This is a genomic window from Streptomyces sp. EDA2-14 (assembly GCF_054963755.1).
The window spans coordinates 110,923-137,586 of sequence record NZ_JBUEGE010000024.1 but is presented as its reverse complement, the minus strand read 5'-3'; the positions used below and the strand labels follow the sequence as shown (position 1 = coordinate 137,586).

The window sequence follows — 26,664 nt, the reverse complement described above, 5'->3', positions numbered from 1 at the left end:
GTCTGCTCGGCTTTGCCTGGGTCGACGGTGGACGGGATGGGAGCCCTCGCAACCACCCACGGACCCGCACCCGGCAGCGTTTCCCCCGGCTCCCGGTGCCGGCCGATCCCCCGCCGGAGGCATCGTCTTTGACCGCGAGTTGAGCCATGCGGTCGCCCGCTTCACAGCCCCGGCCCCCACCACGTGGGCGCGCGTCGGCGCAGCGCCCGTAGCGCGGGCCGAAGGCATGAGCGCGAAGGGCAGCGGAGCCGGGAAGCGCGCCCGGCGGAGCGGAGCGCAGCCGGTCTTGATGGAGTAGGGAAAGTTCTATCGCGCTCGCGTCAGCCGCTTGCCGTCATGGCTTCGGACATGCGGGCCTGCCCCATCCAGGGCATCGAGCAGCCGGATCGAGTAGACCTCGGACATGCACTCGCTGACCTCGTCGGGCGTCAGCCACTCCACGGCCGTGGACTCGTCCGACGTGCGCTCCTCGCCGCCCGCGGGCTTGCAGCGGAACACCAGGGCCACGACACCTCGGGTGGTGTTCTTGTAGACGCCCGTCAGCTCGTCGACCTCGACGTGGATGCCGGTCTCTTCCCAGACCTCCCTGCGTACGCCCGCCTCCGGTGTCTCCTCGAGTTCGAGCACGCCGCCGGGGAGTTCCCACGTGCCGTTGTCCGCTCGGCGGATGGCCAGCAGTCGGCCGTCATCTCGGACCACCACTCCGGCTACGGACACGGAGTGCAGTGGCGTTGACTGGCCTTCCTGGGCGCTGTTACTCATGTACAGGAGCATAGGAGGAAGAAAAGGACTATGGGAACTGCAGTGGGAGAGGGGAGGTCCGTCCCTCAATACGTGCGGATCGCTGAGGATCTTGTTCAGCAGATCAGGGCAGGGGTCATCAAGCCTGGTGAGCTGGTGCCCAGTGAGTCGGAGCTGGTCGACCGCTACGGCGTTTCGGGCGGCACGATCCGTAAGGCGATGGTCGAGGTCCGGGCCAGTGGGCTCGTGGAGACCCGACACGGCAAGGGCTCGATGGTGAAGGACCGGCCGCCGGTTCGGCATCGCTCCTCCGATCGCTTCCGGCGTTCGCACCGCCAGGGCGGCAAGGCCGCCTACCTCGCCGAGTCCGCACAGTCCGGCGCCACGGCGAAAGTCAGCGTGCTCTACATCGGCCCCATGGAGGCCCCGGAGGATGCTGCCGAACGTCTCGGCGTTCCGGCCGGCACTCAGGTCCTCGCTCGCCGACGCCTCTACTTCCGCAACGGCACCCCGGTCGAGACGGCTTCGTCGTACCTCCCGTGGGACGTCGTGAAGGACATCCCCGAGCTGTTCGCCGAGAACCCCGGCGGAGGCGGCATCTACGCACGACTCGAAGACCACGGGCACGAGTTCGCGGAGTTCGTCGAGACGCTGCAAGCACGTCCGGCCTCCAAGGCGGAGGCGTCCGAACTGGCGCTGAGTCCCGGCTCACCGGTGATCCATCTGATTCGTGAGGCGCGTACGACCGAAGGTCGCGTGGTCGAGGTGTGCGACACCCTCATGGCTGCCGACCAGTTCGTTTTCGAATACCGGATCCCTGCCGCCGACTGATTCGGTTCGGAACTAGTCGAGCCAGACGAGCATGGCGTCTCCGGCGTCTGCCGCTGTCCGGAAGAATCGGCCGAGCGCTTCGTAGTGTTCCGTCACCCAGTCCAGCGATTCGCCGCGCTCCCAGACGATGGTTGGGTAGATCTCTGCCGCCGCGAGATCGGAAGGGCCTACACCCTCTGCCAACGCGGCGCCAGAGGTGGCCGCGAAGGCTTCGACCGCCTCTCGCACGCGGTCCGGCGTGAGGTATCGAGGCGGCCCGTACCCCCAGTCCTCGGTTCCGGGTATCTCCTGCTCCCCGTGCACCACGGCCACCGGAAAGTCGAGCCGACTCAGCAGGAAGTCGAGAGCGTGCCAGGCCTTGTCGATGTTGTGGCTGCGCGCGTCGACTGGTCCTGGCTCCTCGTCCAGCTCCGCCTCAACCAGCTCGCCCACGAACGCCTCAGCCCACTCCGGATCGCCGATCGCGCGGTCGAGTTGGGCCGGAGTCATGCGTACGTACTCACCGATCATGCTCATGAGCGGGAGATTAGCGGCGTGCACTGACAACGCGCCTGGCCTGTTCAAGACGCCTGTGAAGCCCGAAGACCGGACCACCTCCTGACAGCCCGTCGTGACTTTCTCGTCGCGGCGGGTTGACTCATGTATAGGAGTGTTGCACTCTTCTTCATGTCACTCATGTACATGAGTGACGGAGTCCAGCCCCTACATAGGAGTGATCTCTGTGCGTCAGATCCCCGTCGACACCACCGCCGCCACCGTGATGGTCGCCAAGACCCCGCAGGTCAAGGTCAAGGACCGCAAGACCGGTGAGGTCGCCCTGGACGTCGAGACCGGCGGCAAGCTGATGACCGTGGACGTGATGTTCGCGGCCAACGACCAGGTGGAGATCCTGTCCGTCACCGTTCCCGAGACCGGCGTCTCCGAGGAGCTGACGATGGGTACGCCCGTCGCGCTCACCGGTCTGATCGCCCGCCCGTGGGAGAACGAGTTCAACGGGCAGAAGCGGCACGGCATCGCCTTCCGCGCCGTCGCCGTCACCTCGCTCGCCGCTTCTGCGGCCAAGGCCAAGGCGGCCTGATCATGGGCGAGTTCCTCGTCATCGTGCTCCTGGTGGTGGCCGCCGTCGCAGGTCTTCTGCGGTGGCGGCGCCCCGCCTGGTACTGGGTCTGCTTCGGCGCCGCGCTCGCGTCGCTGCGGCTCCTGGTCCGCTACGCCTCCGTGATGGACGCCTGCGGGCTCACGGTCCCGCCGTCGCGCTGGCGCCTCGCCCTCGCTCGACTAGCCAACCGGCCTCTGCCCGAGTCCCGTTCGCCGCGCATCCTGCGGCTTCGGCCCACCCGGACCGGCCTCGTCCTGCGCCTCAAGCTCCGCCCCGGACAGGACGCCTTCGACTTCTCCGCCGCCACCGATCGGCTCCGCCACTCCTTCGGGATGCAAGGCGTCGCCTCCCGCGAACTCCGCGCCGGTGTCGTCGAGTTGCGAATGACCGGCTACGACGTGCTCAAGCGGGTGCAGATGCCCGCCGCCAGCACTGCCGCCGGTTCGTCGCCGCTACGTGTCCCGGTCGCGCTGCGCGAGGACGGCTCGATCCACTACCGCGACTACCGGGCCGTTCCGCACGGCCTCACCCTCGGCGCCACCGAGTCCGGCAAGTCCGTCTACCAGCGCAACCTCGTGTGCGGCCTGGCCCCGCTCGACGTCGCCCTGGTCGGCATCGACTGCAAGCAGGGCGTCGAGCTCTTCCCGCTCGCCCGCCGGTTCTCCGCGCTCGCCGACGATCCGGACACCGCGCTCGAACTCCTCGACGCGCTCGTCGACCACATGCAGGAGGTCTACCAACTCATCCGCGCCGAACAGCGCATCAGCGTCGGCGTCCCGGACGCGGAGATCGCCGCCGACATCTGGGACCTGCCCGCCGACCTGCGCCCGACCCCGGTCGTCGTCCTGGTCGACGAGGTCGCCGAACTCGCCCTGTACGCCAGCAAGGACGAGGAGAAGCGCCGCGACCGCATCGTCACCGCCCTCGTCCGCCTCGCCCAGCTCGGCCGCGCCGCCGGGATCTACCTGGAGATCTGCGGACAGCGCTTCGGCTCCGAACTCGGCAAGGGCATCACGATGCTCCGCGCCCAGCTCACCGGCCGTACCGCCCACCGCGTCAACGACGAGACCAGCGCCAACATGGCCTTTGGCGACATCTCCCCGGACGCCGTGATCGCCGCCATCCAGATCTCACCCGACACCCCCGGTATCGCCGTCGCCGGTGACTCGACCGGTGGCTGGGCCCGCATCCGTGCCCCGCACACCTCGCTGCGCGCCGCCGTGAATCTCTGCAACGCCCACGCCGACCGCACGCCGGACCTGCCCGCGCTCGGCGCCTTCCGGCCCGCCGTGCCCGCGCCCGCCCGGTCCTCCGTGTCACTCACCAAGGCCGCCACGGTCACGGCCTGACTCTCCCTCGCTCCACGGTCGGCGCGACCGCCCCGCGTCACGTCCCTACCCCGCCCATGCCCAAAACAGGAGGCCAATCCATGGACGCCAACGAGGACTTCGCCCGCACCGCCGCCCTCCTCGGCGCACTCGACCTGTACGAGCGTCGCCACGAGACCGACGCCGCCTTCGTCGCGGTCATCGCCCCCGCGCTCGCCCTGTCCCTCCCGATCGGAGTCCTGCCGCCCATGCCGTACGACGGCAGCGACGACGCCTCGGAGGGCTGACCGGTGACAGCCCGCACCACGCTTCGCCCGGACGCCGTCCTGGTCCAGGCCGTCATCGCCGGAGCGCTCTCCTTCGCCCACCTCCATGACCTGGCCGCCGCTGCCGGGCAGGACGGCTGGAAGGCCTGGGCCTATCCGGTCAGCGTCGACCTGCTCCTGGTCGCCGCCTGGCGTCGGCTCCGCAACGACCGCCGCTCCCGGCTCGCCTGGTCCTGGTTCGCCGTCGCGCTGTTCGCCTCGCTCGGCGCCAACGTCGCCACCGCCGGACTCCTCGACGTCGACCACCCGCCCGCCTGGCTCCGGATCGGCGTCGCCGGATGGCCCGCGATCGCCTTCCTCGGCGGCACGCTCCTCGCCCACACGGCCACGGCCGCGCCCGCCGAAGACGAGCGGGAAACGGTTCGGCCGGCACCCGCACCCGAACCGGAAATCGAGCGGCCGACGCCCCCGGCCCCCGAGCCCGTAGAGCCTCCGGTCCTCGAGGAAGCCCCGGCGCTCACGGCCGCAACCGAGCCCGCACCTCCGACGCCCGCCGAACCGGCCCCCGCCGTTCCGGCCGCCCTCGTCGCCCACGCCCGCAAGGTCGCCGACGCCCACCAGGCGAACACCGGCACCGCCATCGACCCCGACACCTTGCGCTCCCGCCTCGGCGTCCCGCCCCAGCTGGCCGACGCCATCGCCGCCCAACTCACCTGACCCGAAAGGAGAACCACCATGCCCGCCCGCGACCACTTCCACTCCGTGATGCAGATCGGCCCCGTCCAGGTCGGCACTCACCGCGACCGCCACGGCCGCACCAAGCACGCCGCCGTCTGCACCGCCGACCGCTGCGGCTGGTCCTCGGACTACTCCAGCCAGTCCGCCGCCCAGCTCGCCGCCCGCACCCACCGCTGCCGCGTCCGCTGAGGAGACCGCCATGGACGTCCCGCTCTGGTTCTTCGTCGCCTGCGTCGGCCTGGTCGGCATCAAGCTCATGCGCCCGCCCTGGTGGCTCGTCGCCCTCCTGCTCCTGGGCGGCTACCTCCTCGCCGACAGCGTCCTCGCCCCGGTCATCGACACCGCCGTCAAGTAACCGCCCACGGAAGGGAGTACGTCCCGATGCTGCGCCCCAAGGTCCCGTCCATGCCCGTCCCGACCGGCCAGGTCACCCCGCCCGCCGCCGTCGTTGAGCCCACGGCGATCACGCAGTCTCAGCCCGCCCCGGTGGCACCCCAGCCTCCGGCCCCGGCGCGCCCCACGATCCAGCTCACGCCCGGCGCCCTGATCACCCTCGTCGTCGGCGGCACGGGCGTCGTCCTGGTCCTCGGAACCGTCCTGGTCTCGCTGCTCCTGGCCGTCGCCATCACCGCCGGATCGACCGCCATCACCGCGCTCGTCATCCGCTCGCTCATGAACTCCGAGCACAAGCACCGCTGACCGGCCCCCGGGCGGCCTGAAACCGCCAAGTCTCCACCGCCCGGGAGCCGTCCCCAACCGATCCAAAAACCGGAAGGAACCCCCAGCATGACGCACCGCACCCGCCGCCCGTCCCGGATCTGCACCGCCTGCGACGGCTTCGCCTCCGTCGCCATCACCCTCGGCGGCCGCGACCGGAACGGCCACCTGCGCACCATCACCGCCGACTGCCCGGCCTGCGACGGCACCGGCTTCGTCGTCCTCCGCACCCGCACCGCGCGGGAGGGCGCCCGTGCCTGACACGCTCCTCGACCCGACCACCCTCGGCGACCTGCTGAGGGTGGCTTCGGCCGACGACTTCGACCGCTGGCAGGACCAGATCCAGCGCACCGGCGGCTGCTCCGACCCCATCCACCTCACCGGCTGGACCCTCACCAAGGACAAGACCACCGGCGAGACCCTGCACCACTACTCGACCGAGACCGAGCCGGGTGGCCGTCTCCGCCTCGCCTGCGGCAACCGCCGCGCCTCCCGCTGCCCGTCCTGCGCCTTCACGTACGCGGGAGACACGTACCACCTCATCCGCGCGGGCCTGGCCGGAGACGACCGCCGCGACATCCCCTCCACGGTCCGCGACCACCCCCGCGTCTTCGCCACGCTCACAGCCCCGTCCTTCGGCCCGGTCCACAACCGCCCCGACTCCGGCACCTGCCGCTGCGGCACCCGCCATGCCACCGACGACCCGGCCCTCGGCACGGCCCTGGACCCGACGACGTACGACTACGCCGCCGCCGTCCTCTTCAACAACCACGCGGGCGACCTGTGGATGCGCTTCACGACCCGCCTGCGCCGCGAGATCGCCGCCCGCGCCGGAGTCACCCAGCGCGAACTGAAGGAGTCGGCCCGCCTCTCGTACGGCAAGGTCGCCGAGTTCCAGAAGCGCGGCGCCCTGCACTTCCACGCGGTGATCCGCATCGACGGCCCGGAAGGCCCGGAGACCCCGCCGCCGTCCTGGGCGACGGTCACGCTCCTCGCCGATGCGATCCAGGCCGCCGCCGCGCACAGCTACACGTCCGTCTCGGTCCCGGCCGCCGAGGACGAACCGGCCCGCACCTTCCGCTGGGGCACGCAGCTCGACGTCCGCCCGGTCAAGGCCTTCGGCGACGGCTCCGACATCACCGAACAGGCCGTCGCCTCCTACGTCGCCAAGTACGCCACCAAGGCCGCCGAGAACACCGGCACCCTCGACCGCCGCATCGGCGAACTCTCCGAACTCGACCGCCACCAGGTCCCCGACCACACCCGCCGCCTGATCGAGGCCTGCAAGCGCCTCGACCCGCTGTACCCGGACCGCCGCCTCTGGGCCTGGGCCCACATGCTCGGCTTCCGAGGCCACTTCTCCTCGAAGTCCCGCCGCTACTCGACCACCCTCGGCGAACTCCGCCAGGCCCGCGCCGACTTCCGCGCCGCCCAGGAACGCGAGGCCCTCGGCACCCCCGACTTCGAACCGGACACCGTCCTGGTCCTGGCCGACTGGCAATACGCGGGCCACGGCCACACCCCCGGCGAATCCGCCCTGGCCGCCACCATCGCCCGCGGCCTCCAACTCAACCGCGAGACGGCCCGCGAAGCCCTGCAAGAACAGCTCTCTCTGGAAGGAGCCGCAGCATGACCACAGCAGTGATCCAACGGAAGTGGCACACGACCGCAGAGGTCGCCGAAATGCTCGGCTACGGCCTCTCCAAGACCAAGATGCTGGTGCTCACCGGCGAGATCCGCTCCATCAAGGACGGCCGCAACCGGCGCATCCTCCCGCGCTACGTCGACGAGTACATCGAGCGGCGCGCCCGCCAGGCCGAGGGGGAGGCAGCATGAGCGGCAAGCGTGGGAACGGCGAGGGCTCGATCTACCCGTACAAGAACGGCTTCGCGGCCTACGTCTGGGTCACCAAGCCGGACGGCAAGCGCGCCCGGAAGTACGCCTACGGCAAGACTCGCGACGAGGTCCACGACAAGTGGCTCAACCTCCACGCGGAGGCGAAGAAGGGGCCCGTCGCTACTCGGCACCGCACGGTCTCCGTCTTCCTCGCGTACTGGCTCGACTCGATCGTGAAGCCCAACCTCGCCCCGCTGTCGTACGTCTCGTACGAGGGCTATGCGCGGCTCTACATCAACCCGTACCTGGGGGCGAAGCGGCTGGACCGGCTGACCGTCCGCGACGTGCGGGAGTGGCTCGCCAAGCTGGCAACTGTCTGCCAGTGCTGCGCGCAGGACAAGGACGCGAAGCGCCCGGCTTCTCGGCAGAGGTGCTGTGCGGTCGGGGACTGCTGCGAGGCGTACCCGTCGCGCCGCATCATCCAGGCTTCCCGTGACGCCCTGCGGGCCGCGCTGACCCATGCGGTCGCCGAGGAGGAGATCAGCAAGAACGTCGCCTCGCTCGTGAAGGTGCCGAAGCCTCGTCGCCGTCGGATCAAGCCGTGGTCCGTCGTGGAGGCCGGCCGTTTCCTCGCCGACGCCGCAGACCGGGACGACCACCTCTTCGCCGCGTGGATGCTGGTGCTCTGCCTCGGGCTCCGCCGGGGTGAGGTCCTGGGCCTGACGTGGAAGTCCGTCGACTTCGAGAACGGTGAGCTGTACGTGGACCACCAGATCCAGCGCGCCGGTCGTCAGATTCTGCACCGCGAGACCAAGACCGAGGACTCGGACGACTTCCTGCCGCTGCCCGCAGTCTGCGTGAAGGCGCTGCGGATGCGTCGCGCTCAGCAGACCGGGGATCGCAAGGCCGCCGGTGATGCTTGGCAGGACACTCGCGGCCTGATCTTCACGACGAAGTACGGGACGCCGATCGAGCCGGGGAACCTGACCCGGATGTTCGCCCTTCGTGCTCGGCGCGCGGGCCTGCGTGTGATCCCGCTGCGGAACACCCGGCACACGTGCAGCTCACTCCTGGTCGCGCTCAAGGTCCACCCGAAGGTCGCCCAGCGCATCCTGCGGCACTCGCAGATCGCCATGACGATGGAGGTCTACGCGGAGGCGAGTGAGGAAGCGGTCCGCTCGGCGCTCGACAAGCTGTCCGGCGCAATGGGTGGCACCGGCTGAAAGATCGGTCGGCACGGTTGCTGTACTTCCGTGCTGTACACCCGGAAACGCAAGAGGCCCGGACTTTCGTCCGGGCCTCTTACCTGTGTGCACTCGGCAGGATTCGAACCTGCAACCTTCTGATCCGTAGTCAGATGCTCTATCCGTTAAGCTACGAGTGCTTGTTTTTTCTTTTTTTGTTGTCTCCGTTCCCGGCCTTTCGGCCCGTCCCGGCGACAAGAAGAACATTACATGACTGCCGCCGCCATGTGAAATCCGATTGCCCCACCCCATCTGACCTGCGCAAACACACTGAGGGTGGCCGACGGTCACCGGCCGGGAAGTACCGGGGAAGTACCGGGCCAAGCACCCGGGAAGCACCGAAGCCCCGGTCCTGTGTGTTGCCCCTCGTCGGACGACGACGAGGGGTGACTCCCCCAAGCGCGTCATCGCAGGTCGTGCAAAGTTGCTGTCCCACCTCGGTGTCTCGCGGCCAAGGGTGGCTGTGCCAGTTGGTGCCATCTCCGTGCCATCACGAGGCACGTTGGCCCGGCGTGTGAGACCCGCAACGAACCCCATGATCGATTTCCATCGCGCTCGGCCCGCCGCCTAGCGTCCCCCGGACACATCGACAGCCGGGGGGCTAATCGAGCGGGAGCAAGAGCAGTGCCCAAGTGGATCGATGCATGGCGCGAGGCGTCCGTACCCAAGCGGGTCACCGCCGTCGCCGGAACCGTGGCCGTAGCCGCGACGTTCGCCCTGGACGCCTTCGGGGTGAAGCCGGTCTCCGAGTGGGTCTCGCGCAGTGACCACGGCCGCGCCTACGCCGACAGCCACAGCCTCGGCGGCTGGGCAGCCGTTCTCGGTGCCATCGTCATCGTCAGCCTCTGGCGCCTGTTCCAGCGCCGCCTCAACGCCAAGGCCAGGGCCTGGGGCCTCCGGATGCGTGAGCGCCGCCGGACCGTCCGATGAACGGGAACATCCCGACGGATATACCGCACGACGAGGGCCTCGTGGTCGTGATCATGGCGTACGCCATCGTCGTAGGCGTGGCCATCCACCTCTTCCGCCGGAGGCGCAAGTGAAGCCCCGCGCATACCGCTGGTCGGACTGCGTCTTGCCCATCGCGTTGGCCATTCTCGCCATCGGCAACGCCACGGACTCGGACACGTCGATCGGCTGGCGACTGTGGGGCACGTTCATGCCCGTGGTCCTCGCCCTCGGGGCCGTCCGCGACGCCCGCCGAAGGCACCGCAAGTACCTCGCCCGGCGCCAGGAATGGCTGACGCACTTCGACCGCCTCATGCGCGACGAGGTGAAGCGCCGATGCCGCTGATCAAGGCCCAGCCCATGAACGTCGAGGCGTGGGTCCACTTCCAGCACCTCCGCCGCAAGTTCCACACCTTCATGGGCGCCGGCTTCCTTCTCGGCGTCTTCGGCGTCGTGCAGGGCTTCACGCCCCAGGCCTGGTGGGTGCTCGGCGCCCCCGTCGTGGCCGCCGTGCCCTTCGAGCGACTCTACCGCCGCGTCAGGGCTGCCCAGCCGGAGAGGTTCCGCCGATGATGTCGCGCTGGAAACGGGCGTGGGTGGCTGCGCGACAGCCGGAGCCACCGAAGAAGCTCACCCTCCGGGATGCCGTGGCGACCCTCGTCGCGTACGCGGCCATCGTCGGCGTCTTTGGGCTCATCTTCGGCAGGTGGGACAGCGTGATCGGCGGCGGGATCAGCGCCGCCGGGGGCAGCCTGATGTACCAGTGGTGGCACGGCCGCACCGCCCAGCCCGAGTACGAAGAGGAAGACGACGATGAGTAGCCCCATGGGGCCGATAGGTCCCTTCCAGACGGAAGACCGTGCCGAAGCCATGGGCTGCGTCAGCGGCTGTTTCATCTACGTCTTCGCCGTTGTCCTCGCGTTCGTCGTCGGGGGCCTGGTGCAGGCTGTGTGGCACACGAATTGGCTGACGCTCGCGGTCGGGGCGCTCGTGCTGGCCGGTGGGTGCTGGCTCGGCTCCCGGCTGTGGCCGCTCGTGGAGCGCTTCGTGCCCGACCCGTACCCGGACAACGACGATGAGGCCGACGGTGATCATTAACATCCTGGTCCGGGCCATGTACGCGCTGTTCTTCGGCGGCATGGTCGCCTACGTCGCCCAGGGCCTCTTCCACGACGGCTGGGTGTCGGCGGCCTTCGGTGCCGTCACCGTCGCCGTCTTCGGGGCCTGGAACCTGCGCCGGGCCACGGGGCCGGGGCCCCGCGACAAGCAGCTCGGTAGCTTCGGCACCCGTCTCAGCCGGTTCCTGCCCACCCGCACCGGCCTCGTGGTCATGCTCGTCGCACTCGTGCTGGCCGCGGGGCTCGCCTGGGTCGGCGCGGGCGACTGCCCCACGACAGATGCCGCCGGGCAGTGCGGCATGCCCAGCCACATGAACTGGTAGCCGACCCGGCCCCGGTCACTGTCGGGTGGCCCGGACGATCAAGGTTCCGATGTGGCCCTGCTGCGGGGCGTCGAGCACTTGGGCCTGTGCCTCAGTGAAGCCGGCGGTCCGAAGCAGTTCCTCCCAGGTCTCGGGGGTGTGGCTGTACCGGTACGTGAACAGGGCCGGCCCGGCGAAGCCGCCCTTGTACATGCCCTGTGGCCCGTACGCGCCGGGACTCGCGGGAGGCTGCGAGAACACGAACGCCCCGCCGGGGTTGAGGCGTTGGGCGACGAGGGGGGAAGAGCCGGGCGGGGTCGGTGAACCAGGCCGCGCCGAAGATGGAGTACACGGCGTCGTACGTGTCGGTCGTCTCCGCGAGGTAGTCGAGGACCTCGGCGCATTCGATGCGGGCGCCGGTTGCCTGCCAGCGTTCACGGGTCTTGTCTTGTCGACCATGACCGGGGAGAGGTCCACGCCGGTGGCCTTCACGCCTTGTTCGGCGAGATGGGCGAGGGCGCGGCCGGTGCCGCACCCGATCTCCAGGACGGTGGCCGGGGTGCCGAGGAGTTCGGGGCCGGGTCCGTGCCCCGCGTATTGCGTCCAGCAGAAGACCGGTTCGGCGTCGGGCTTGAAGGCGCTCTCGGCGTAGGTGTCCCAGAGTTCGCGTTCGGCTGCGATGTTGTGGTGTGCAGGCAACGGGGGCTTCCCTGGTGACGTGGCGGGACGGGGACCACCTGCGGAGGCCGGCCCCGAGGGGGCTCGGTAGGCGCGGCCTCCGCGAAGCGGGTCAAGACGATCAGTGGGAGTCGGGGACCTTGTCGTCGCAGGGTGAGCAGTTGGCTCCATCCACGGCCCACAGCTCCTCGTCAGGAGTGAAGCCGTTCTCGCGCAGCATGTCGGCGGTGCGCAGCACGATGCCGTCGCGGCGGCGTTGGATGAATGGTGCGTGGTGCTTGAACTCGCCGTCGCTGTAGGCGTTGAAGAAGGCGAAGAGAACCGGGGTGTCCAGGTAGATCTGGTGGACGCCCTTGTCGACGAGCTTGCCGACGCCGAGGTGCCAGTCGGGGCGCTCGATCGCGGTGATCATGTACATCACGGCGTTGCCGAGGATGCGCTCGGCCATGTCGCGCACCATCTCGTTGTCGCGGAGCAGCAGGGCGATCTCGCGGTCCCAGAGCGTCATGCCGCTGTCGAAGACGTTGATGGGCAGGTGCTTCACATGCTGCTGGACCGCGTTGAGGAGTTCACGCGGGTCCCAGGTGCGCGGGGGTGCGGTGCGGGGTTCAAGGGCTGTGGTCTGGTCACGTCGTGCGGTCCCTTCTCCTGCTGGGGGACGCTGCGGCGGAGGCCTTGCAGCGGTGCAGCGGTGGCACCGGCAGATCGGCAGCACACTCGACATCGCCGGCGGGCCGCCCTCGCCCGCGTATAAGGTGCGCGGTTCGGTGCGGGTGCCGTCGGCGTGGATCGTGTAGACGCTGATGCTGATCGCCATACCCCTGACGCTAGAAGTGGCCGGGGATGCGGAGTGACACAGGTCGGATCCAGCCACACGACTTCAGCGCCGCCAAGAGCTTCACGACCCCGACCCGGATGAGGTCATCGCACGCTGCACAGTCATTCGTTTCCGAGGTGCTCGGCCACCCCTCCGTGGCATTCACGAAGGACGTGTACGCGGTCGTCGCCGAAGAAATCGGCCGTTGGTGCCATCACCGTGCCATCTGGGCTGTGAATCAGCTCCGGAAACGACTCAGGGAGCCCATGCCTTATGACATGAACTCCCTGGTCAGAGGGCGGAGGCGGAGGGATTTGAACCCTCGATGGGGGGTAAACCCCAAACCGCATTAGCAGTGCGGCGCCATAGACCGGACTAGGCGACGCCTCCAGCACAGTCCCGCTCGCGGATGTGCGAGTGGGTGCGTGCAGATGATGACACAGCTGAACGCCGCGTCACCAATCGCCCCCCACGGTACTAGGCGGGCAGGCCAGAGGGCAAAGCCCGGGGTGTCGGACCGCAACGTCGGGGTGGGTACGAGCGTTGAGCACGACATGTTCATGCGCATCTCTTCCCGGCTCATCGGCCGCGCCGCGACCGTCGTCGCCCCGCTCGCCCTTCTCGCGGCCACCCCCGCCGCCGCACACGCGGACACCGGGCTCGACCACTGGCTCGGCCGCGGGACCGACCACCTGACCATCACCGTCGCCGACTCCGACAACGGCAGCGACGGTACGTACGAGCTGGACTGCAACCCGGTCGGCGGGACGCACGCGGACCCCGGCGCGGCCTGCGGGCGGCTCGACGAACTGGAGGCGCAGGGCGTGGACCCGTTCGCCCCCGTCGCCGGCGACGCGCGCTGCACCATGCAGTACGGAGGCGACGCCACCGCCCGCATCACGGGGAACTGGCACGGGCGAGCGGTCGATTCCGCATACGAATTGAGCAATGGGTGCGAGATCTCCCGATGGCGGCAGATCGTGCCCGTGCTGCCTGCGACCGGGCCGTGACCCTGGGTCCATCCGTCACAGGGCGGTGACTCGAAGCGCTCGGGATCCCCACATCCTCTACGTGGGCTCCGTCGCATCCGGCGCCTCCAGTTCAACCACTGCCCGTAGACTCCCTCCCGTGATACGCCGCGGACCGCGAGGCAGGATGGTCCGCGCGGTCGGCAAGTCGCAGTAATCAGGGAGGAACCGTCGTCGTGAGCAGCAGGCCATCCCGAGGCGCTGCTCGCCTCGCAGCCATACTTGACGCGCTTCCGGACGGGCTGTTGCTCGTCAACACAAACGGAACCGTGGTCAACGCCAACTCCATCGCCCTGGAGTCCTTCGAGGCTCCGGGCACGGCACTCGTGGGGCGCGGCCTGCTCGACCTCCTGCCCGAGTTCGACTCACGGCTCATCCCCGGCTCCATGCGCCGGCCCGACACCGTGACCGACGAACGCGGGCGGACCAAGCCGACGCGGATGACCGCGCGGCGCACCGACTCCAGCGAGTTCCCCGTCGAGGTGACCTCCGCCAATCTCTCCGACGGTGCGCGGGACGCGGTGGATCCCTACAGCACCGGCGGCGGCCAGTCGTACAGCGGCTCCGAGCTGCTCATGCTGGTCGTGCGGGACCTGTCGGGGACCGTCGACACCGAGGCCGAACTGGCTCGTTCGCAGCGGCAGACCGAGATGATCCTGCGCGCCGCGTCCGAGGGCGTGGTCGGCACCGACACCGACGGGCGGATCGTGCTCGTCAACCCGGCCGCCGCGCAGATCCTCGGCTTCCGGGCCAGCGACCTGGGCGGCCAGGAGCTGCACCCGCTGATCCTGCACTCGCGTCCGGACGGCGAGCCGTTCCCGTACGAGGAGTCCCCGCTCGCCGACACGCTGCGCTCCGGTCGCAAGCACCGGGTGCGCGGCCAGGTGCTGTGGGCGAAGAACGGCGCCAAGGTGCCCGTCGACATGACGACGGCGCCGGTGCGCGACGGGGACCAACTGGTCGGCGCCGTGATGACGTTCGCCGACCGCCGCTCCGTCGAGAAGCTGACCGATGAGCACGCCGCGGAGATCGCCCGGCGCGACGAGGCCGCCGAGCGGGAGCGCGAGGAGCGCGCCGCCGAGCTTGAGCGGGTCCGCGAGGAAGCCGCCGCCGAACTGGCCCGGGTGACCGAGGAGAGCGCCGCCGAGCTGGCCCGCGTGCGCGAGGAGCTGGGCTCCGAGCTCAGCTCCGTACGCGAGGAACTGACCGGTGAGCTCGCCACCGTCCGCGAGCAGCACTCCGAGGAGCTGTCCGCCGAGAAGGAGCGGGGCGCCGCGCTCGCGGAGCGCGAGAAGGACCGTTACGAGGCGCTGGCCGCGCGGCACTCGCAGCTGCTCGCCGTGCTCGGGCAGTCGCTGCGCGGTCCGTTGGACGAGCTGCGGCACGAGCTGAGCCAGCTCGCCGCCGACGACGCCGGGCAGCTGTGGCCCGAGGCCAACCAGGTGCTGCACCACCTGGCCGCCGGGTACTCACGCATGACGACGCTCGTCGACAACGTGCTCGCCTATCAGACCTTGGACGAGGGCGGTTCCCTCCTCTCCCGTACGAACGTCATGTTCGACGCCGTCGTGGCCGCCGGTGTCGACGGCGCCGTCGAGCTGATCGGGCCCGGCCGCGTGCAGTTCGCCGTGCACGCGCCGCCGATAGAGGCCGAGGTGGACGCGGGCCGGCTCGCGACCGCGCTCGCGCACCTGATCGCCGACGTCGCGGGCATCGACGCGACCGGCAACGCCCGGACGCCCACCACCTCCGGGTACGTCGACTCGACGGTGGTCGTGGCCGCCGCGCAGCGCGGCACGAATGTACGCATCGAGGTGCGGGGCCCGTACTCGGGCGGTGACCCGGTGCACGAGCCGATCGTGCACGGCATCGTGCGGGCGCACGGCGGCGTGCTGCAGACGCACGACGTGCCGGGCATGAGCGGCAGCGCGTACGTCCTCGAAGTCCCGATCGGGACCGGGGCCGGGGTTGTTCCCGCGGGCGGGATCGTGCCCGAGGGCGGGGTCGTGCCCGCCGCTGAGGGTGTTCCTGCCGCCGAGGCTCCTGCGGCCGGGGGCGTTCCCGAGCAGGACGCAGGGGGCGACGCGGCTCCCGACGGCGTTCCCGCCCATGTCTCCGTCGAGGGTGCCGAGTCCGCCGCGGCCGACGCGTCCGGGGAGGCTTCCGCCGAGCCGAGCCCGAACCTTCCCGCGCAGGCCACCGGCGGTGGCAGCGGGCGGCGCAGGGCGCGGCGGGCCGCTGGGCCCTCGGTGGACTCCTTCCTGGAGAGCAGCGTTTCCGGCGGTGGGCAGCAGCAGCCCGCTCCCTCCAGTGGCACGGGCCGCAGGCGCGGTCGTCCCGCCCCGGAGGAGGCCGCCTCCCGGGGCGCCGTGGTGACCGCTGCCGAACACGAGGCCGGTTCCCCGGCGTTGGGCGAGACGGTGCCGCCGCAGGGTGTGCCCGCACCGACCGGGCGCAGGGCCCGGCGCGCCGGGCGCCAGGAGCAGGCCGCGCTGCCCGCGCTGCCGTCCGGCTCCGCCCCCGAGGGTGAGCAGGGCGCCGAATCGGCGCAGGGCGAGCTGGAATTGGCCGGGACCGCCCACGCGCAGCCGTCCGGTCGGCGGGGGCGGCGCGCGCTCCGCACCGCGCAGCAGGCACAGGAAGCGCAGGCGGCGCAGGGCGCACCGGCGGGCAACCAGCAGGCGAGCGGGCAGCAGCAGGCGGGGCCGCGCGAGGTGTTCGCGCTGCCGCCCGCCGCGGCCGACCGCACGCCGGAGGCCCAGCCCGAGGCCCTGGTGCAGCCCGAGGCCAGGATGCAGCCCGAGGTGGAGCCCACCCCGGAGCCCGAGGTCACGACGCAGGCCGCTCCTGGCGACGTACCGCAGGCCGCGGAGGCCGTGCGGACCGCGCCGCAGGAGAGCGCCGCCCAGCCCGCGCCGCAGCCCCTCCCGCTGCCGGACGAGGCGCAGCAGCACGACACCGCCGCGGCGGACCCGGCCGCGGACCACACGCCGCCGCGGTCGCACCCGGCCCGGACCACGCCCGCGCCGGGTGCGCCCGCGGCGCCGCAGCCCGTACCGGCGCAGGCGGCACCCGCGGGCCCCGCTGGTGACAACGGCACCGCGCTGCCGCCGGAGGACCAGGCACCCGAGGCTTCGGACCAGGTCGCGCCCCGGGCGCAGCCCCAGCCGGGCCCCCAGCCCGTAAAGCAGCAGCCGGAGCAGCAGCCGGAGCACCAGGCGGCGCCCTCACCGGCTCCCCAGCCGCAGAGCGCACCGGTCGACGAGCCGGAGACGGCCCCGACGGCCCCGGCCGAGAGCGCCCCGGACGCGGACGCCCCGTCGGACGCCACCTCGGACGCCGCAGCGGCAGGCGCATCGGCAGGCGCCCCGCTGCCGCCCGCGGCCCAGCCGCTGCCCGCCGAGGCCCCGCAGCCGCAGGCTCAGGACCCGTCCGGTGACACGAACTCGACGCAGGGCCGTGCGTTCAGCGTGCGGACGCTGGGGCAGGGCGTGCCGTTCGGTCGGCAGGTCGCCGGGCAGCAGCGTCGGCAGCAGCCGCCGGTGCAGCCGCTTCCGCCGCAGGCCCCGCCGCGGCCGAACACTGCGCCGCAGCCGGGCCAACAGTCGGGTCAGCAGCAGAGCCAGTCGCAGGGCGGTTCGGGCACGATCGGTGGCTCCGGGACACTCGGCGGTTCCGGTCGGCGCCGCAAGCTGTCCAACCGCCAGGAGAACCGTCAGAAGAACCAGCAGGGCAACCGCCAGGAGCAGCCGGACGCCACCGGCGCCGCGCCCGCGCAGACCCCGCCGCCGAACGCCCCGGCGCAGGGCGCCCCCGCCCGGGCCGCCACGCCTCCGCAGGGCACGCAGGCCCGGCCGCACCCGCAGCCTCCGCTCCTGTCGTCGAACGCCTCCGAGGGCAACGGTCGCGCCTACGCGATCGGCGCCCCCGACCAGGACGGCGAAGAGGGCCCGGAGCCGCTCGACGGTCCCGGCGGCGCCGTGGAGGTGGCCAACCGGCCGCAGCCGATGCCGATGGACGACGAGCTGCCGCCCGAGCCGCTCGACAACCCGCGCCGACTCCTCGTCTGGCCCGCGCCGGACGTGGCGACGCAGCAGGCGCTGAGCAACCGCGGCTACCGTCCGGTGACCGTGCACTCCCGAGAGGAGGTCGACGCGCAGATCGCGGCGTTCCCCGCCGCCCTGTTCGTGGACCCGCTGACCGGGCCGATCACGCGGACCGCGCTGCAGTCGCTGCGTCAGGCGGCGGTCGCAGCCGAGGTGCCGGTCCTGGTGACCGCGGGCCTCGGGCAGGCGACGCGCGATGCGGCGTACGGCGCCGACCCCGCCGTGCTGCTCAAGGCACTCGCGCCTCGGGACAGCGAGCAGCACCCGCCGCGCGTGCTGCTGATCGAGGAGCACGAGGAGATCGCGCTCGCCCTGACCGCGACGCTGGAGCGGCGCGGCATGCAGGTCGAGCGGGCCGCGAACGACGCGGACGCGGTGGCTCTCGCCTCCGAGCTGCGGCCGAACCTGGTGGTCATGGATCTGCTCCAGGTGCGTCGTCGGCAGGCGGGCATCATCGACTGGCTGCGCGCGAACGGGCAGCTGAACCGCACCCCGCTCGTCGTCTACACCGCCGCCGTGGACCACGCCGAACTGCCGCGGCTCGCGGCGGGGGAGTCGGTGCTGTTCCTGGCCGAGCGTTCGACGAGCGCCGAGGTTCAGGGCCGGATCGTGGACGTACTGGCGAAGATCGGTACGAACTGAGCCTCGGATCCTGAGCCTCGGATCCTGAGCCTCAACACACAAACGGGGGCGGCCCTTTCGGGCCGCCCCCGTTTCACGTGAAACAGGCCGTCACATCGTGGTGACGTCCAGCTCCCCCTCGGCGTACTGCTTGCGCAGCACCTTCTTGTCGAACTTGCCGACGCTGGTCTTCGGGACCGCGGGAATGATCGTCCAGCGCTCCGGCAGCTGCCACTTGGCGACCTTCTCGGCGAGGAACGCGCGCAGCGTCTCGAAGTCGGCGCTCGCGCCCTCCTTCAGCACCACGGTGGCGAGCGGCCGTTCGCCCCACTTGTCGTCGGGCACGGCGACGACCGCGGCCTCGGCGACGTCCGGGTGGGACATCAGCGCGTTCTCCAGGTCGACGCTGGAGATCCACTCGCCGCCGGACTTGATGACGTCCTTGGCGCGGTCGGTGAGCGTGAGGAAGCCGTCCGGGCTGATGGTGCCGACGTCGCCGGTCTTCAGCCAGCCGTCCTCGCTGAACTTGTCCTCGGGGCGCAGCACTTCGTTGCCGTAGCCGCCGTAGTACGCGCCCGCGATCCACGGACCGCGCACCTCCAGCTCACCCGCGGACTCGCCGTCCCAGGGCAGCTGTTCCCCGCCGGGGCCGGTGAGCCGTCCCTCGACGCCGGCCGGGAAGCGGCCCTGCGTGAGGCGGTAGGCGAACTCCTCCTCGCTGCCCGGCTCGGCGCTCGCCGGGGGCCGGGCGACCGTGCCGAGCGGGGAGGTCTCGGTCATGCCCCAGGCGTGGCAGACGCGCATGCCCAGGTCGTCGAAGGCCTTCATGAGCGAGGGCGGGCAGGCGGCGCCGCCGATGGTGACCTGGGTGAGGGTGGAGACGTCGCGCGGCTTGGCGGTGAGCTCGGCGAGCAGGCCCTGCCAGATGGTGGGGACGGCCGCGGCGTGCGTGGGGCGCTCGGACTCGATCATCTCGGCGAGCGGCGCGGGCTGCAGGAAGCGGTCCGGCATCAGCATGTTCACGCCGGTCATGAACGTGGCGTGCGGCAGGCCCCAGGCGTTCACGTGGAACTGCGGGACGACGACGAGCGAGGTGTCGGCGTCCGTGAGGCCCATCGACTGCGTCATGTTGACCTGCATGGAGTGCAGGTAGATGGAGCGGTGCGAGTAGACGACGCCCTTCGGGTCGCCCGTGGTGCCGGAGGTGTAGCACATGGCGGCGGCCCGGCGTTCGTCCAGCTCGGGCCAGTCGTACGTGGTCGCCCGGCCCGCGATCAGCTCCTCGTACTCGTGCACGCGCGCCTGCGCGCCGTCGAGCACGGAGCGGTCGCCGGGCCCGGAGACCACGATGTGCTCGACCGTCGGCAGCTTCGAGAGCAGCGGGGCGATCATCGGGAGCAGCGAGCCGTTGACGACGACGACCTTGTCGGCGGCGTGGTTCACGATCCACACCAACTGCTCGGCGGGAAGTCGAAGGTTGAGCGTGTGCAGGACGGCGCCCATGCACGGCACGGCGAAGTACGCCTCGACGTGCTCCGCGTTGTTCCACATCAGCGTGGCGACCCGGTCGTCCTCGCGCACTCCGAGCTCGTCGCGCAGGGCGTTCGCCAGCTGGTTCGCGCGCTCGGCGGCCTCGCGGAAGGAGCGGCGGTGCGGCTCGCTCCCGCCGGTCCACGTGGTGATCTGGGACGATCCGTGCACCTGCGCGCCGTGTTGCAGAATGCGGGTGACGGTCAGCGGTACGTCCTGCATCGTGCTCAGCACGGCGTCCTCCCGGTGGGCGCTACGGAGCAGTAGGGTTCCGCTGATTCTCACTGCATACCGGGCGGTATGTCACTAGTTCCGGGAATGATCGATCACTGAATCACCCTGGATTCACCGCTGGTCACGCCGTGTGCCGCAGCTCCGGGTCCTCGCGGAGCTTGCCGAGCGCCCGCGACACCGCGCTCTTCACGGTGCCGATGGAGACGCCGAGCACCCGGGCCGTCTGGGCCTCGCTCAGGTCCTCGTAGTAGCGCAGGACGACCATCGCCCGCTGCCGCGCGGGCAGCTTCGTGATGGCGCGCCACATCGCGTCGTGCAGCGCCTGCTGCTCGGCGGGGTCCCCGGCCGGCGTCTCCCGGTGCTCCGGCAGCTCGTCGCAGACGAACTCGTCGACCTTGCGCTTGCGCCACTGCGACGTCCGGGTGTTCAACAGTGCTCTGCGCACATAACCGTCGAGCGCCCGATGGTCCTCGATCCGGTCCCATGCGACGTACGTCTTCGCGAGCGCGGTCTGCAGGAGGTCCTCGGCGTCGCACGGGTTGGACGTCAACGACCGGGCGGTGCGCAGCAGCACGGGCTGGCGGGCCCGGACGTACGACGCGAACGACGGGTACGTCGCGGATTCCGGGCGGCGCGGCGCGGCGTGGGTTCGCGGCGCGGCCTCGGATGCGCTGGTGCTGCGGACAGGCGCCAGGGTTGCGGTCATGGCTCCACGCTATGAGCGCCCCCTACTTCAGGGGATCGGCCGGAGGTCCCGAAGCGGCGTCCGCCTCAGGTTGTACGAGGGGTGCCTGCCCCACCTCCTGAAGGTGGAGCCAGGGGCGCCGTCCCCTGGGGGACGGCCCTGACTCCCCTTCACGCACGAGCCCTCCGGGGGCACGGACGCGCAGGCGGTTCAGCCGTCCGCCCCCAGGATCAGCCCCGAGGTGGGAACCCCGGTGCCCGCCGTGACCAGTGCGGTGGCCGCACCGGCCATCTGGTTCACCGCCGAGCCCCGCACCTGCCGGACGCCTTCCGCTATCCCGTTCATGCCGTGCAGATACGCCTCGCCCAACTGTCCCCCATGGGTGTTGAGCGGCAGCCTCTCCTCCGCCACGAATCCGGCCGCCTCGCCGGGCGCGCAGAAGCCGAACTCCTCCAGCTGCATGAGCACGAACGGGCTGAAGTGGTCGTAGAGGATACCCACGTCGATTTCCTCGGGGCCGAGCCCGGCCGTGCGCCACAGCTGCCGCGCCACGACGTTCATCTCGGGCAGGCCCGTCAGGTCGTCCCGGTAGAAGCTCGTCATCTGCTCCTGCGCGCGGCCCGCTCCCTGCGCCGCGGCCCGGATCACCGCGGGCGGATTCGGCAGATCGCGGGCCCGCTCCACGCTGGTGACGACGATCGCCTGCCCGCCGTCCGTCTCCTGGCAGCAGTCGAGCAGCCGCAGCGGGTCGACGATCCAGCGCGACTCCGCGTGGTCGGCGAGCGTGATCGGCTTCTCGTAGAAGTACGCCGCCGGGTTCGTCGCCGCGTACTTGCGGTCGGTGACCGCGACATGGCCGAACGCCTCGGGCGTCAGCCCGTACGTGTGCAGATAGCGCTGCGCCGCCATCGCCACCCAGGACGCCGGGGTGAGCAGTCCGAACGGCAGGTTCCAGCCGAGCGCCGCGCCCTCCGCCGACGCCTCCCTGTGCTGCACGCCGGAGCCGAAGCGCCGACCCGAGCGCTCGTTGAACGCCCGGTAGCAGACCACCACGTCGGCCACCCCGCTCGCCACCGCGAGGGCCGCCTGCTGCACGGTGCCGCAGGCCGCACCGCCCCCGTAGTGCACCCGCGAGAAGAAGGAGAGCTCCCCCATGCCCGCGGCCTGCGCCACGGTGATCTCCGGGCTGGTGTCCATGGTGAACGTGACCAGGCCGTCGACGTCCGAAGGGGACAGGCCCGCGTCGTCGAGCGCCGCGTGCACCGCCTCCACCGCGAGCTTCAGCTCGCTGCGGCCCGAGTCCTTGGAGAACTCCGTGGCGCCGATGCCGACGATCGCGGCCTTCCCGCCGAGCCGGTCCCTGCCGCGCACGCTCATGCCGCGCTCCCCTCGGGGACGGTGACCGTGACCGTGCCCGTCACGTGGCTGCCGATGCCGTTCCTGCCGACCACCTTCACCCGGGCCGTATCGCCTTCCACCTCGGTGATCGTGCCGCTCAACACCATCGTGTCGCCCGGATAGTTGGGCGCCCCGAGGCGAATCGCGACCTTACGAAGGACGGCGTCCGGGCCGAAGTGGTCGGTGATGTAGCGCCCCACCAGACCGTTCGTGGTCAGGATGTTCATGAAGATGTCGGGGGAGCCCTTCTTGTGAGCCAACTCCGCGTCGTGGTGCACGTCTTGGTAGTCACGGGACGCGATCGCCCCGGCGACGATCAGCGTCCGGGTGATCGGGATCGTCAAGGGTTCGAGCTCGTCACCGGCCCGCATCGTGAGCTCTTCTCCGGCCTTCATGCGGCCTCCCCTCCGTCGCCCGCGTCCGCTCCCGACGCGATCAGTTCGCCCAGCTCCTCCAGGAGTTCGGCGCCGCACCCCAGATATCCGTCCAGCTGCCGGCCCCACAGGAAGTGCCGGTGCACCGGGTGGTCCAGGTCGGCGCCCGTACCGCCGTGCAGATGCTGGCCCGTGTGCACGACCCGCTTGCCCGCCTCCGAGGCCCACCAGGCCGCCGTCAGCGCATGGCTCCCGTGGTCGAGCCCGACGTCACGCCGCCAGGCCGCCTCGTACGCGGTGACACGGATCGCCTCGATGTCCATGTACGCCTCCGCCGCGCGGAGTTGGACGCCCTGCTTGGCGGCGAGCGGCCGGCCGAACTGCTCCCGCTCGTTGGTGTGGTCGACGGCGCGGGCCAGCGACCCCGCGCAGACCCCGGCCTGCAGCCCCGCGAAAGCGGTCCGCGCGGCCGCGAGCACGTCCTCGTAGGCCTCGGGGCCGCCGATCCGCTCGGCCTCCACACCGTCGAGCACGAGCCGCCCCGCGGACCACGGCGCGGTCAGCTCGACCGGCTCGCATCCGGCGTCCTCCGCCCGAATCATCCACAGGCTGTGGGTAACTTTTCCGTGCGGGCCCGCGCCTGCTTCGCCCCGCGCCGCCACCAGTACATGTGTCGCGTCCCGCAGCCAGGGCACCCACGGCACGGCCCCGCTGAGCCGGGCCCGCCCCGAGCCCTCCGGTGAGGCGTCCACCACGATCCCACCGCGCGCGGGAAACGCCCCCGCCGCCACGGCCGAACCGTCCCGGAGGCCGGGAAGCAGCCGCTCCCGCTGCTCGTCCGTGCCGTGTGCCGCCACGGCCAGGAGGCCGTACACACAGCTCGCGGCGAACGGCACCTGCGCCGTCGTCCTGCCCTGCTCCTCCAGCATCAGGACGAGCCCGAGCAGCCCGGTCTCCTCCACCGCGCCGGGCAGACCCGCCGCGCCCAGCTCCTTCCAGAGCTCCCCGTCCGTGCCGCCGCCGAGGCCCGCGAGCCGCTCCGGCGTGGACAGATCGGCGAAGATCCGCGCGGCGAGCTCCCGCGCCGCCTCCTGCTCCGGGGTGGGCGTGAAGTCCATGTCACGCCTCCTCGGTCACGCGGAAGACGGGCAGCTCCAGCTCGTCGTCCACAGCGAGGAACTCGAGGCGTACGGGCATCCCGATCCGCACCTTGTCGCTCGGCACCCCCACGACGTTGCTCACCATGCGCACGCCCTCCGCCAGCTCGACGAGCCCCACCGCGTACGGCGGGTCGAAGGCGGGGAAGGGCGGGTGGTGCATGACCACGTAGCTGTAGACGGTGCCCTCGCCGCTCGCCTCGACCGTGTCCCACTCCTGTCCGCCGCACGTGTTGCACCCCGGCAGCCAGGGGAAGCGCAGCGTCTCGCAGGACAGGCAGCGCTGGATCAGCAGCCGGTGCCCGGCGACGCCCTCCCAGAAGCCCGCGTTGTCCCGGTTCACGACGGGGCGCGGGCGGCGGCTCCCGTCCTTCTTCGGCGCCGCCTTGGGAGAAGTCCGCTTGGCCGGCGTGTACTTCAGGATCCTGAACCGGTGCGTCCCGGCGAGCTCCTCGCCCACCCGGACGTTCATCCGCGTCGTGATGAAGTGCCCCGTGCCCAGCTTCGTCGTCTTCAGCGGCGAGACCGACTCGATCAGCGAGTCGTACGTGATCGCGTCACCGGGCCGCAGCGGCCGCAGGTACTCCTGCTCGCAGTCGGTGGCGACGACCGAGGTGTACCCCGCGCCGTCGAGCAGCGCGAACAGCTCGTCGTGGGCCGGCGAGCGCCCCTCGTAGCTGGTCAGGCCCGCCATCGTCCAGGCCTGCAGCATGGTCGGCGGCGCGATCGCGTCCGGACCCTCATAGGCGGGGTTCGTATCGCCCATGGCCTCGCACCAGTGCCGGATCATCGGCGCGTTCACCGGGTCCAGGCCCGCGGCCTCGGTGGCCGCGATCCGCCCCTCGAAGGTCTTCAACTTCTCGTACGACAAGGGCTCGTGACCCAGGTACTCCTGTCCCGCAACTCCCACCCGTCTCCCACCACCGCCCTCAACCGAGATCCCTTCGGGACCGCTCCTCTCGCCTGCGCTCACCGCTTCCCCCTCCGCATCCCGAGCCGCATCGTCGCCACGATCTCGCGCTGCACCTCACTCACCCCGCCACCGAAGGTGTTGATCTGCGCCGCGCGGTTCATCCGCTCCAACTCGCCCTCGCCCACCCCCGCTTCGCCGCCGAGCGAACCGGGCGAACCGGCCCGCACCCACCCGGCGTCGCCCGCGATCTGCTGACATATTCGATACGTCTCGACCGCGGATTCCGTTCCCGCGAACTTCACGCCGCTGGCGTCTCCCGGGGCCAGTCGGCCCGCCCCGACATCCCCCACCAAACGCCAGTTGAGCAGGCGCGTTGCCGCGAGCCTTGCATGCGCTTCGGCGAGCCCGGACCGAATCCACGGCGCGTCAACGCGGCGCTCGCCGGTCACCGGATCAGGGGTACGAGCGGCGGTGACCACCTGCTCGTAGAAGTCCTCGGCCTGCATCCCGATCGCGGCGAGGGCGACCCGCTCGTGATTGAGCTGGTTGGTGATCAGGCCCCAGCCCGCGTTCTCCTCGCCGACCAGATTCGATCCGGGCACCCGGATCCCGTCGTAGTACGTGGCCGTCGTGGTCAGTCCGCCGACGGTGTCGATCGGGGTCCACGAGAAGCCGGGCGCGTCGGTCGGCACGAGGATGATCGAGATGCCCTTGTGCTTGGGCGCCTCGGGGTCGGTGCGGCAGGCGAGCCAGATCCAGTCGGCGTTCTGCGCGTTCGACGTGAAGATCTTCTGCCCGTCGATCACCCAGTCTCCGCTCGCCCCGTCGCGCACCGCGCGGGTGCGCAGCGACGCGAGGTCCGTGCCCGCCGACGGCTCGCTGTAGCCGATCGCGAAGACCAGGTCGCCCTTGAGGATCCGGGGCAGGAAGTAGGCCTTCTGCTCCTCGGTCCCGTACTTCATGAGCGTCGGGCCGACCGTGTTGAGCGTGACCATGGAGACCGGCGCCCCGGCCCGGTAGGCCTCGTCGAAGAAGACGAACTGCTCGTCGGCCCCACGCCCCTGCCCGCCGTACTCGACGGGCCAGCCGAGGCCGAGGAGCCCCTCGGCGCCGATGCGGCGCAGCAGCCGGCGCTGGCCTTCGGGGTCGTCGGCCGCCGGTGGCCCGCCCGGCATCAACGTACGGAATCTCTCTCGCAGCTGGGCGCGCAGCTCCTGCTGGCGCTCGGTGGGGGCGAGGTGCACGGCGGCTGCCCTCCAGGACTGGCCTCGTACCGACAAGGGTTTCTGACTGTCCGTCAGATACCGGTAGGTGTCAAGAGACCGGCACGCGCGCGTGGTCGCGCACAACAGGGCGGCGCAGTCGCGGAAAACGCCTGCGCGGCGGTGCCGAAGCACCGCCGCGCAGACTGTCACGCACCCCACGGAAGACCCCCGACGAGCAGGAGCCGGCGGGTTACCAGAGCTCGGTGAAGTTCACGTTCACGTTCGACTGGTCGATCGCCGTGAACCCGGAGCCGTTCACCTGAGCCTCGTTGTTCTGGTTCGAGGCGCCGTTGCCGACGGCCTGCTGCTGCGTGGTGGACGAGTTGCCGTTGTTGTCGTGGCCGACCCCGCTGCCGTTGACCGTCGCCACCCCCGCGTTCGATCCGTTGCCCGCGAACGAGCCGTTGTCGGCCATGGCCACTCCGGAGAAGAGGGCTGCGGCAAGGGGCAGAGCGGCGACGGCGGCGATGGCGCGGGCGGTACGGATGGAAGCCATGTCTGTTCCTCCAGGAAAGGAAGTACGCTCCGGGCGCTCGGGGAGGCCCCGACACCCGATAAGTACGGGTTTTACCAGGGCAGTTGGCCGACCGCCCCGGCGATGTTCACGACGTCGCGAGTCCAGAGTTGCCCACCGAATCCCCGGCGAACCACCCCGGAAGCCGCTATTCGCTCGCAAGCGTGAGGACAAGT

The 26,664-nt window shown here is 71.0% G+C and carries 31 protein-coding genes, 2 tRNA genes and 1 pseudogene; 20 read left to right on the top strand and 14 right to left on the bottom strand.

Features of this window, described 5'->3' with window-relative positions:
- Window positions 1-306: 306 nt before the first annotated feature.
- Window positions 307-774: an NUDIX hydrolase gene (locus tag ACY34M_RS37165; protein WP_462720747.1), complete on the bottom strand. Its 468-nt coding sequence runs from the start codon at window positions 772-774 to the stop codon at window positions 307-309.
- Window positions 775-792: 18 nt separating this feature from the next.
- Between ACY34M_RS37165 and ACY34M_RS37160 the strand changes: the two genes are divergently transcribed.
- Entirely contained in the window at window positions 793-1,572 is a 780-nt protein-coding gene (locus ACY34M_RS37160; RefSeq protein ID WP_462720748.1) for a GntR family transcriptional regulator, read from the top strand.
- A 12-nt stretch (window positions 1,573-1,584) separates the two neighbouring features.
- Here ACY34M_RS37160 and ACY34M_RS37155 read toward each other — a convergent pair whose 3' ends face one another.
- A complete protein-coding gene (locus tag ACY34M_RS37155; protein WP_462720749.1) occupies window positions 1,585-2,088 on the bottom strand; it encodes a YfbM family protein in 504 nt (167 codons plus the stop codon).
- 205 nt (window positions 2,089-2,293) lie between these two features.
- Here ACY34M_RS37155 and ACY34M_RS37150 point away from each other — a divergent pair, with 205 nt between their 5' ends.
- The 11 genes from ACY34M_RS37150 to ACY34M_RS37100 all read left to right on the top strand — a co-directional run bounded on the left by ACY34M_RS37150 (window position 2,294) and on the right by ACY34M_RS37100 (window position 8,779).
- On the top strand, window positions 2,294-2,650 hold the full coding sequence (locus ACY34M_RS37150) for an SCO3933 family regulatory protein (protein WP_462720750.1): 357 nt from the start codon (window positions 2,294-2,296) through the stop codon (window positions 2,648-2,650).
- Between the two features lie 2 nt (window positions 2,651-2,652).
- The gene (locus tag ACY34M_RS37145; RefSeq protein ID WP_462720751.1) at window positions 2,653-4,020 is read left to right on the top strand and encodes an FtsK/SpoIIIE domain-containing protein; all 1,368 of its coding nucleotides are present in this window, start codon (window positions 2,653-2,655) and stop codon (window positions 4,018-4,020) included.
- An 80-nt stretch (window positions 4,021-4,100) separates the two neighbouring features.
- The gene (locus ACY34M_RS37140; RefSeq protein ID WP_462720752.1) at window positions 4,101-4,286 is read left to right on the top strand and encodes a hypothetical protein; all 186 of its coding nucleotides are present in this window, start codon (window positions 4,101-4,103) and stop codon (window positions 4,284-4,286) included.
- Between the two features lie 3 nt (window positions 4,287-4,289).
- Entirely contained in the window at window positions 4,290-4,982 is a 693-nt protein-coding gene (locus ACY34M_RS37135; protein ID WP_462720753.1) for a DUF2637 domain-containing protein, read from the top strand.
- 18 nt (window positions 4,983-5,000) lie between these two features.
- The gene (locus ACY34M_RS37130) at window positions 5,001-5,192 is read left to right on the top strand and encodes a mobile element transfer protein (protein WP_266714668.1); all 192 of its coding nucleotides are present in this window, start codon (window positions 5,001-5,003) and stop codon (window positions 5,190-5,192) included.
- Between the two features lie 10 nt (window positions 5,193-5,202).
- Window positions 5,203-5,358: a hypothetical protein gene (locus tag ACY34M_RS37125; protein WP_328633431.1), complete on the top strand. Its 156-nt coding sequence runs from the start codon at window positions 5,203-5,205 to the stop codon at window positions 5,356-5,358.
- Window positions 5,359-5,384: 26 nt separating this feature from the next.
- Window positions 5,385-5,702 (top strand): SpdD-like protein, encoded by a 318-nt coding sequence (locus tag ACY34M_RS37120; RefSeq protein ID WP_462720754.1) that lies wholly within the window; start codon window positions 5,385-5,387, stop codon window positions 5,700-5,702.
- An 87-nt stretch (window positions 5,703-5,789) separates the two neighbouring features.
- The gene (locus ACY34M_RS37115) at window positions 5,790-5,981 is read left to right on the top strand and encodes a hypothetical protein (RefSeq protein ID WP_462720755.1); all 192 of its coding nucleotides are present in this window, start codon (window positions 5,790-5,792) and stop codon (window positions 5,979-5,981) included.
- Complete coding sequence (gene repSA, locus ACY34M_RS37110; RefSeq protein ID WP_462720756.1) at window positions 5,974-7,353, top strand: replication initiator protein RepSA; 1,380 nt, start codon at window positions 5,974-5,976, stop codon at window positions 7,351-7,353. Before ACY34M_RS37115 ends, repSA begins: the two co-directional genes overlap by 8 nt.
- A complete protein-coding gene (locus ACY34M_RS37105; RefSeq protein ID WP_462720757.1) occupies window positions 7,350-7,556 on the top strand; it encodes a helix-turn-helix domain-containing protein in 207 nt (68 codons plus the stop codon). The genes repSA and ACY34M_RS37105 overlap by 4 nt, the downstream gene beginning before the upstream one ends.
- Window positions 7,553-8,779 (top strand): tyrosine-type recombinase/integrase, encoded by a 1,227-nt coding sequence (locus tag ACY34M_RS37100; RefSeq protein ID WP_462720758.1) that lies wholly within the window; start codon window positions 7,553-7,555, stop codon window positions 8,777-8,779. Before ACY34M_RS37105 ends, ACY34M_RS37100 begins: the two co-directional genes overlap by 4 nt.
- Window positions 8,780-8,867: 88 nt before the next feature.
- Here the strand turns inward: ACY34M_RS37100 and ACY34M_RS37095 are convergent.
- Window positions 8,868-8,940 (bottom strand) — tRNA-Arg (locus ACY34M_RS37095).
- 484 nt (window positions 8,941-9,424) lie between these two features.
- Between ACY34M_RS37095 and ACY34M_RS37090 the strand changes: the two genes are divergently transcribed.
- The 6 genes from ACY34M_RS37090 (at window position 9,425) to ACY34M_RS37065 (ending at window position 11,189) form a co-directional block, all read left to right on the top strand.
- Entirely contained in the window at window positions 9,425-9,730 is a 306-nt protein-coding gene (locus ACY34M_RS37090) for a hypothetical protein (protein WP_462720759.1), read from the top strand.
- A 145-nt stretch (window positions 9,731-9,875) separates the two neighbouring features.
- Window positions 9,876-10,094 (top strand): hypothetical protein, encoded by a 219-nt coding sequence (locus tag ACY34M_RS37085; protein ID WP_462724133.1) that lies wholly within the window; start codon window positions 9,876-9,878, stop codon window positions 10,092-10,094.
- Window positions 10,085-10,321, top strand: coding sequence for a hypothetical protein (locus ACY34M_RS37080; RefSeq protein ID WP_462720761.1), 237 nt, complete (start codon window positions 10,085-10,087; stop codon window positions 10,319-10,321). Before ACY34M_RS37085 ends, ACY34M_RS37080 begins: the two co-directional genes overlap by 10 nt.
- 23 nt (window positions 10,322-10,344) lie before the next feature.
- Entirely contained in the window at window positions 10,345-10,569 is a 225-nt protein-coding gene (locus ACY34M_RS37075) for a hypothetical protein (RefSeq protein ID WP_462720762.1), read from the top strand.
- Entirely contained in the window at window positions 10,562-10,846 is a 285-nt protein-coding gene (locus ACY34M_RS37070) for a hypothetical protein (protein WP_462720763.1), read from the top strand. Before ACY34M_RS37075 ends, ACY34M_RS37070 begins: the two co-directional genes overlap by 8 nt.
- Window positions 10,836-11,189, top strand: coding sequence for a hypothetical protein (locus tag ACY34M_RS37065; RefSeq protein WP_462720764.1), 354 nt, complete (start codon window positions 10,836-10,838; stop codon window positions 11,187-11,189). The genes ACY34M_RS37070 and ACY34M_RS37065 overlap by 11 nt, the downstream gene beginning before the upstream one ends.
- 15 nt (window positions 11,190-11,204) lie before the next feature.
- Here the strand turns inward: ACY34M_RS37065 and ACY34M_RS37060 are convergent, their stop codons facing one another.
- The 3 genes and pseudogenes from ACY34M_RS37060 to ACY34M_RS37050 all read right to left on the bottom strand — a co-directional run bounded on the left by ACY34M_RS37060 (window position 11,205) and on the right by ACY34M_RS37050 (window position 13,053).
- Entirely contained in the window at window positions 11,205-11,867 is a 663-nt protein-coding gene (locus tag ACY34M_RS37060; protein WP_462720765.1) for a methyltransferase domain-containing protein, read from the bottom strand.
- Between the two features lie 100 nt (window positions 11,868-11,967).
- Window positions 11,968-12,450: pseudogene (locus ACY34M_RS37055) on the bottom strand (hypothetical protein); the annotation flags it as partial.
- 512 nt (window positions 12,451-12,962) lie between these two features.
- Window positions 12,963-13,053: transfer RNA gene (locus ACY34M_RS37050), tRNA-Ser, on the bottom strand.
- A 170-nt stretch (window positions 13,054-13,223) separates the two neighbouring features.
- On the opposite strand from ACY34M_RS37050, the gene ACY34M_RS37045 reads away from it, so the two are divergent.
- A complete protein-coding gene (locus ACY34M_RS37045; protein WP_462720766.1) occupies window positions 13,224-13,673 on the top strand; it encodes an SSI family serine proteinase inhibitor in 450 nt (149 codons plus the stop codon).
- 194 nt (window positions 13,674-13,867) lie between these two features.
- The gene (locus ACY34M_RS37040) at window positions 13,868-18,439 is read left to right on the top strand and encodes a PAS domain-containing protein (protein WP_462720767.1); all 4,572 of its coding nucleotides are present in this window, start codon (window positions 13,868-13,870) and stop codon (window positions 18,437-18,439) included.
- Between the two features lie 90 nt (window positions 18,440-18,529).
- On the opposite strand, the gene ACY34M_RS37035 is transcribed toward ACY34M_RS37040, so the two are convergent.
- The 8 genes from ACY34M_RS37035 to ACY34M_RS37000 all read right to left on the bottom strand — a co-directional run bounded on the left by ACY34M_RS37035 (window position 18,530) and on the right by ACY34M_RS37000 (window position 26,470).
- Window positions 18,530-20,182, bottom strand: coding sequence for a long-chain fatty acid--CoA ligase (locus ACY34M_RS37035; RefSeq protein WP_462720768.1), 1,653 nt, complete (start codon window positions 20,180-20,182; stop codon window positions 18,530-18,532).
- Window positions 20,183-20,303: 121 nt separating this feature from the next.
- The gene (locus tag ACY34M_RS37030) at window positions 20,304-20,888 is read right to left on the bottom strand and encodes a SigE family RNA polymerase sigma factor (RefSeq protein WP_462720769.1); all 585 of its coding nucleotides are present in this window, start codon (window positions 20,886-20,888) and stop codon (window positions 20,304-20,306) included.
- 189 nt (window positions 20,889-21,077) lie between these two features.
- Complete coding sequence (locus tag ACY34M_RS37025; RefSeq protein WP_462720770.1) at window positions 21,078-22,244, bottom strand: lipid-transfer protein; 1,167 nt, start codon at window positions 22,242-22,244, stop codon at window positions 21,078-21,080.
- Window positions 22,241-22,636: a MaoC family dehydratase gene (locus tag ACY34M_RS37020; protein ID WP_462720865.1), complete on the bottom strand. Its 396-nt coding sequence runs from the start codon at window positions 22,634-22,636 to the stop codon at window positions 22,241-22,243. The genes ACY34M_RS37025 and ACY34M_RS37020 overlap by 4 nt, the downstream gene beginning before the upstream one ends.
- Window positions 22,637-22,656: 20 nt before the next feature.
- Window positions 22,657-23,757: an acyl-CoA dehydrogenase family protein gene (locus tag ACY34M_RS37015; RefSeq protein WP_462720771.1), complete on the bottom strand. Its 1,101-nt coding sequence runs from the start codon at window positions 23,755-23,757 to the stop codon at window positions 22,657-22,659.
- A gap of 1 nt (window position 23,758) precedes the next feature.
- Entirely contained in the window at window positions 23,759-24,706 is a 948-nt protein-coding gene (locus tag ACY34M_RS37010; protein ID WP_462720772.1) for a bifunctional MaoC family dehydratase N-terminal/OB-fold nucleic acid binding domain-containing protein, read from the bottom strand.
- A gap of 59 nt (window positions 24,707-24,765) precedes the next feature.
- Window positions 24,766-25,953, bottom strand: a complete 1,188-nt coding sequence (locus ACY34M_RS37005; protein WP_462720773.1) for an acyl-CoA dehydrogenase family protein — start codon at window positions 25,951-25,953, stop codon at window positions 24,766-24,768.
- A gap of 211 nt (window positions 25,954-26,164) precedes the next feature.
- Window positions 26,165-26,470 (bottom strand): hypothetical protein, encoded by a 306-nt coding sequence (locus tag ACY34M_RS37000; protein ID WP_462720774.1) that lies wholly within the window; start codon window positions 26,468-26,470, stop codon window positions 26,165-26,167.
- Window positions 26,471-26,664 lie beyond the last annotated feature (194 nt).

Excerpts from the sequence above, each read along its gene's own strand:
- ACY34M_RS37165 (WP_462720747.1), bottom strand. The coding sequence starts at position 774 with ATGCTCCTGTACATGAGTAACAGCGCCCAGGAAGGCCAGTCAACGCCA.
- ACY34M_RS37160 (WP_462720748.1), top strand. The coding sequence starts at position 793 with ATGGGAACTGCAGTGGGAGAGGGGAGGTCCGTCCCTCAATACGTGCGG.
- ACY34M_RS37155 (WP_462720749.1), bottom strand. The coding sequence starts at position 2,088 with ATGAGCATGATCGGTGAGTACGTACGCATGACTCCGGCCCAACTCGAC.
- ACY34M_RS37145 (WP_462720751.1), top strand. The coding sequence starts at position 2,653 with ATGGGCGAGTTCCTCGTCATCGTGCTCCTGGTGGTGGCCGCCGTCGCA.
- ACY34M_RS37140 (WP_462720752.1), top strand. The coding sequence starts at position 4,101 with ATGGACGCCAACGAGGACTTCGCCCGCACCGCCGCCCTCCTCGGCGCA.
- ACY34M_RS37130 (WP_266714668.1), top strand. The coding sequence starts at position 5,001 with ATGCCCGCCCGCGACCACTTCCACTCCGTGATGCAGATCGGCCCCGTC.
- ACY34M_RS37125 (WP_328633431.1), top strand. The coding sequence starts at position 5,203 with ATGGACGTCCCGCTCTGGTTCTTCGTCGCCTGCGTCGGCCTGGTCGGC.
- ACY34M_RS37120 (WP_462720754.1), top strand. The coding sequence starts at position 5,385 with ATGCTGCGCCCCAAGGTCCCGTCCATGCCCGTCCCGACCGGCCAGGTC.
- ACY34M_RS37115 (WP_462720755.1), top strand. The coding sequence starts at position 5,790 with ATGACGCACCGCACCCGCCGCCCGTCCCGGATCTGCACCGCCTGCGAC.
- ACY34M_RS37105 (WP_462720757.1), top strand. The coding sequence starts at position 7,350 with ATGACCACAGCAGTGATCCAACGGAAGTGGCACACGACCGCAGAGGTC.
- ACY34M_RS37100 (WP_462720758.1), top strand. The coding sequence starts at position 7,553 with ATGAGCGGCAAGCGTGGGAACGGCGAGGGCTCGATCTACCCGTACAAG.
- ACY34M_RS37080 (WP_462720761.1), top strand. The coding sequence starts at position 10,085 with ATGCCGCTGATCAAGGCCCAGCCCATGAACGTCGAGGCGTGGGTCCAC.
- ACY34M_RS37070 (WP_462720763.1), top strand. The coding sequence starts at position 10,562 with ATGAGTAGCCCCATGGGGCCGATAGGTCCCTTCCAGACGGAAGACCGT.
- ACY34M_RS37045 (WP_462720766.1), top strand. The coding sequence starts at position 13,224 with ATGCGCATCTCTTCCCGGCTCATCGGCCGCGCCGCGACCGTCGTCGCC.
- ACY34M_RS37030 (WP_462720769.1), bottom strand. The coding sequence starts at position 20,888 with ATGACCGCAACCCTGGCGCCTGTCCGCAGCACCAGCGCATCCGAGGCC.
- ACY34M_RS37025 (WP_462720770.1), bottom strand. The coding sequence starts at position 22,244 with ATGAGCGTGCGCGGCAGGGACCGGCTCGGCGGGAAGGCCGCGATCGTC.
- ACY34M_RS37020 (WP_462720865.1), bottom strand. The coding sequence starts at position 22,636 with ATGCGGGCCGGTGACGAGCTCGAACCCTTGACGATCCCGATCACCCGG.
- ACY34M_RS37015 (WP_462720771.1), bottom strand. The coding sequence starts at position 23,757 with ATGGACTTCACGCCCACCCCGGAGCAGGAGGCGGCGCGGGAGCTCGCC.
- ACY34M_RS37000 (WP_462720774.1), bottom strand. The coding sequence starts at position 26,470 with ATGGCTTCCATCCGTACCGCCCGCGCCATCGCCGCCGTCGCCGCTCTG.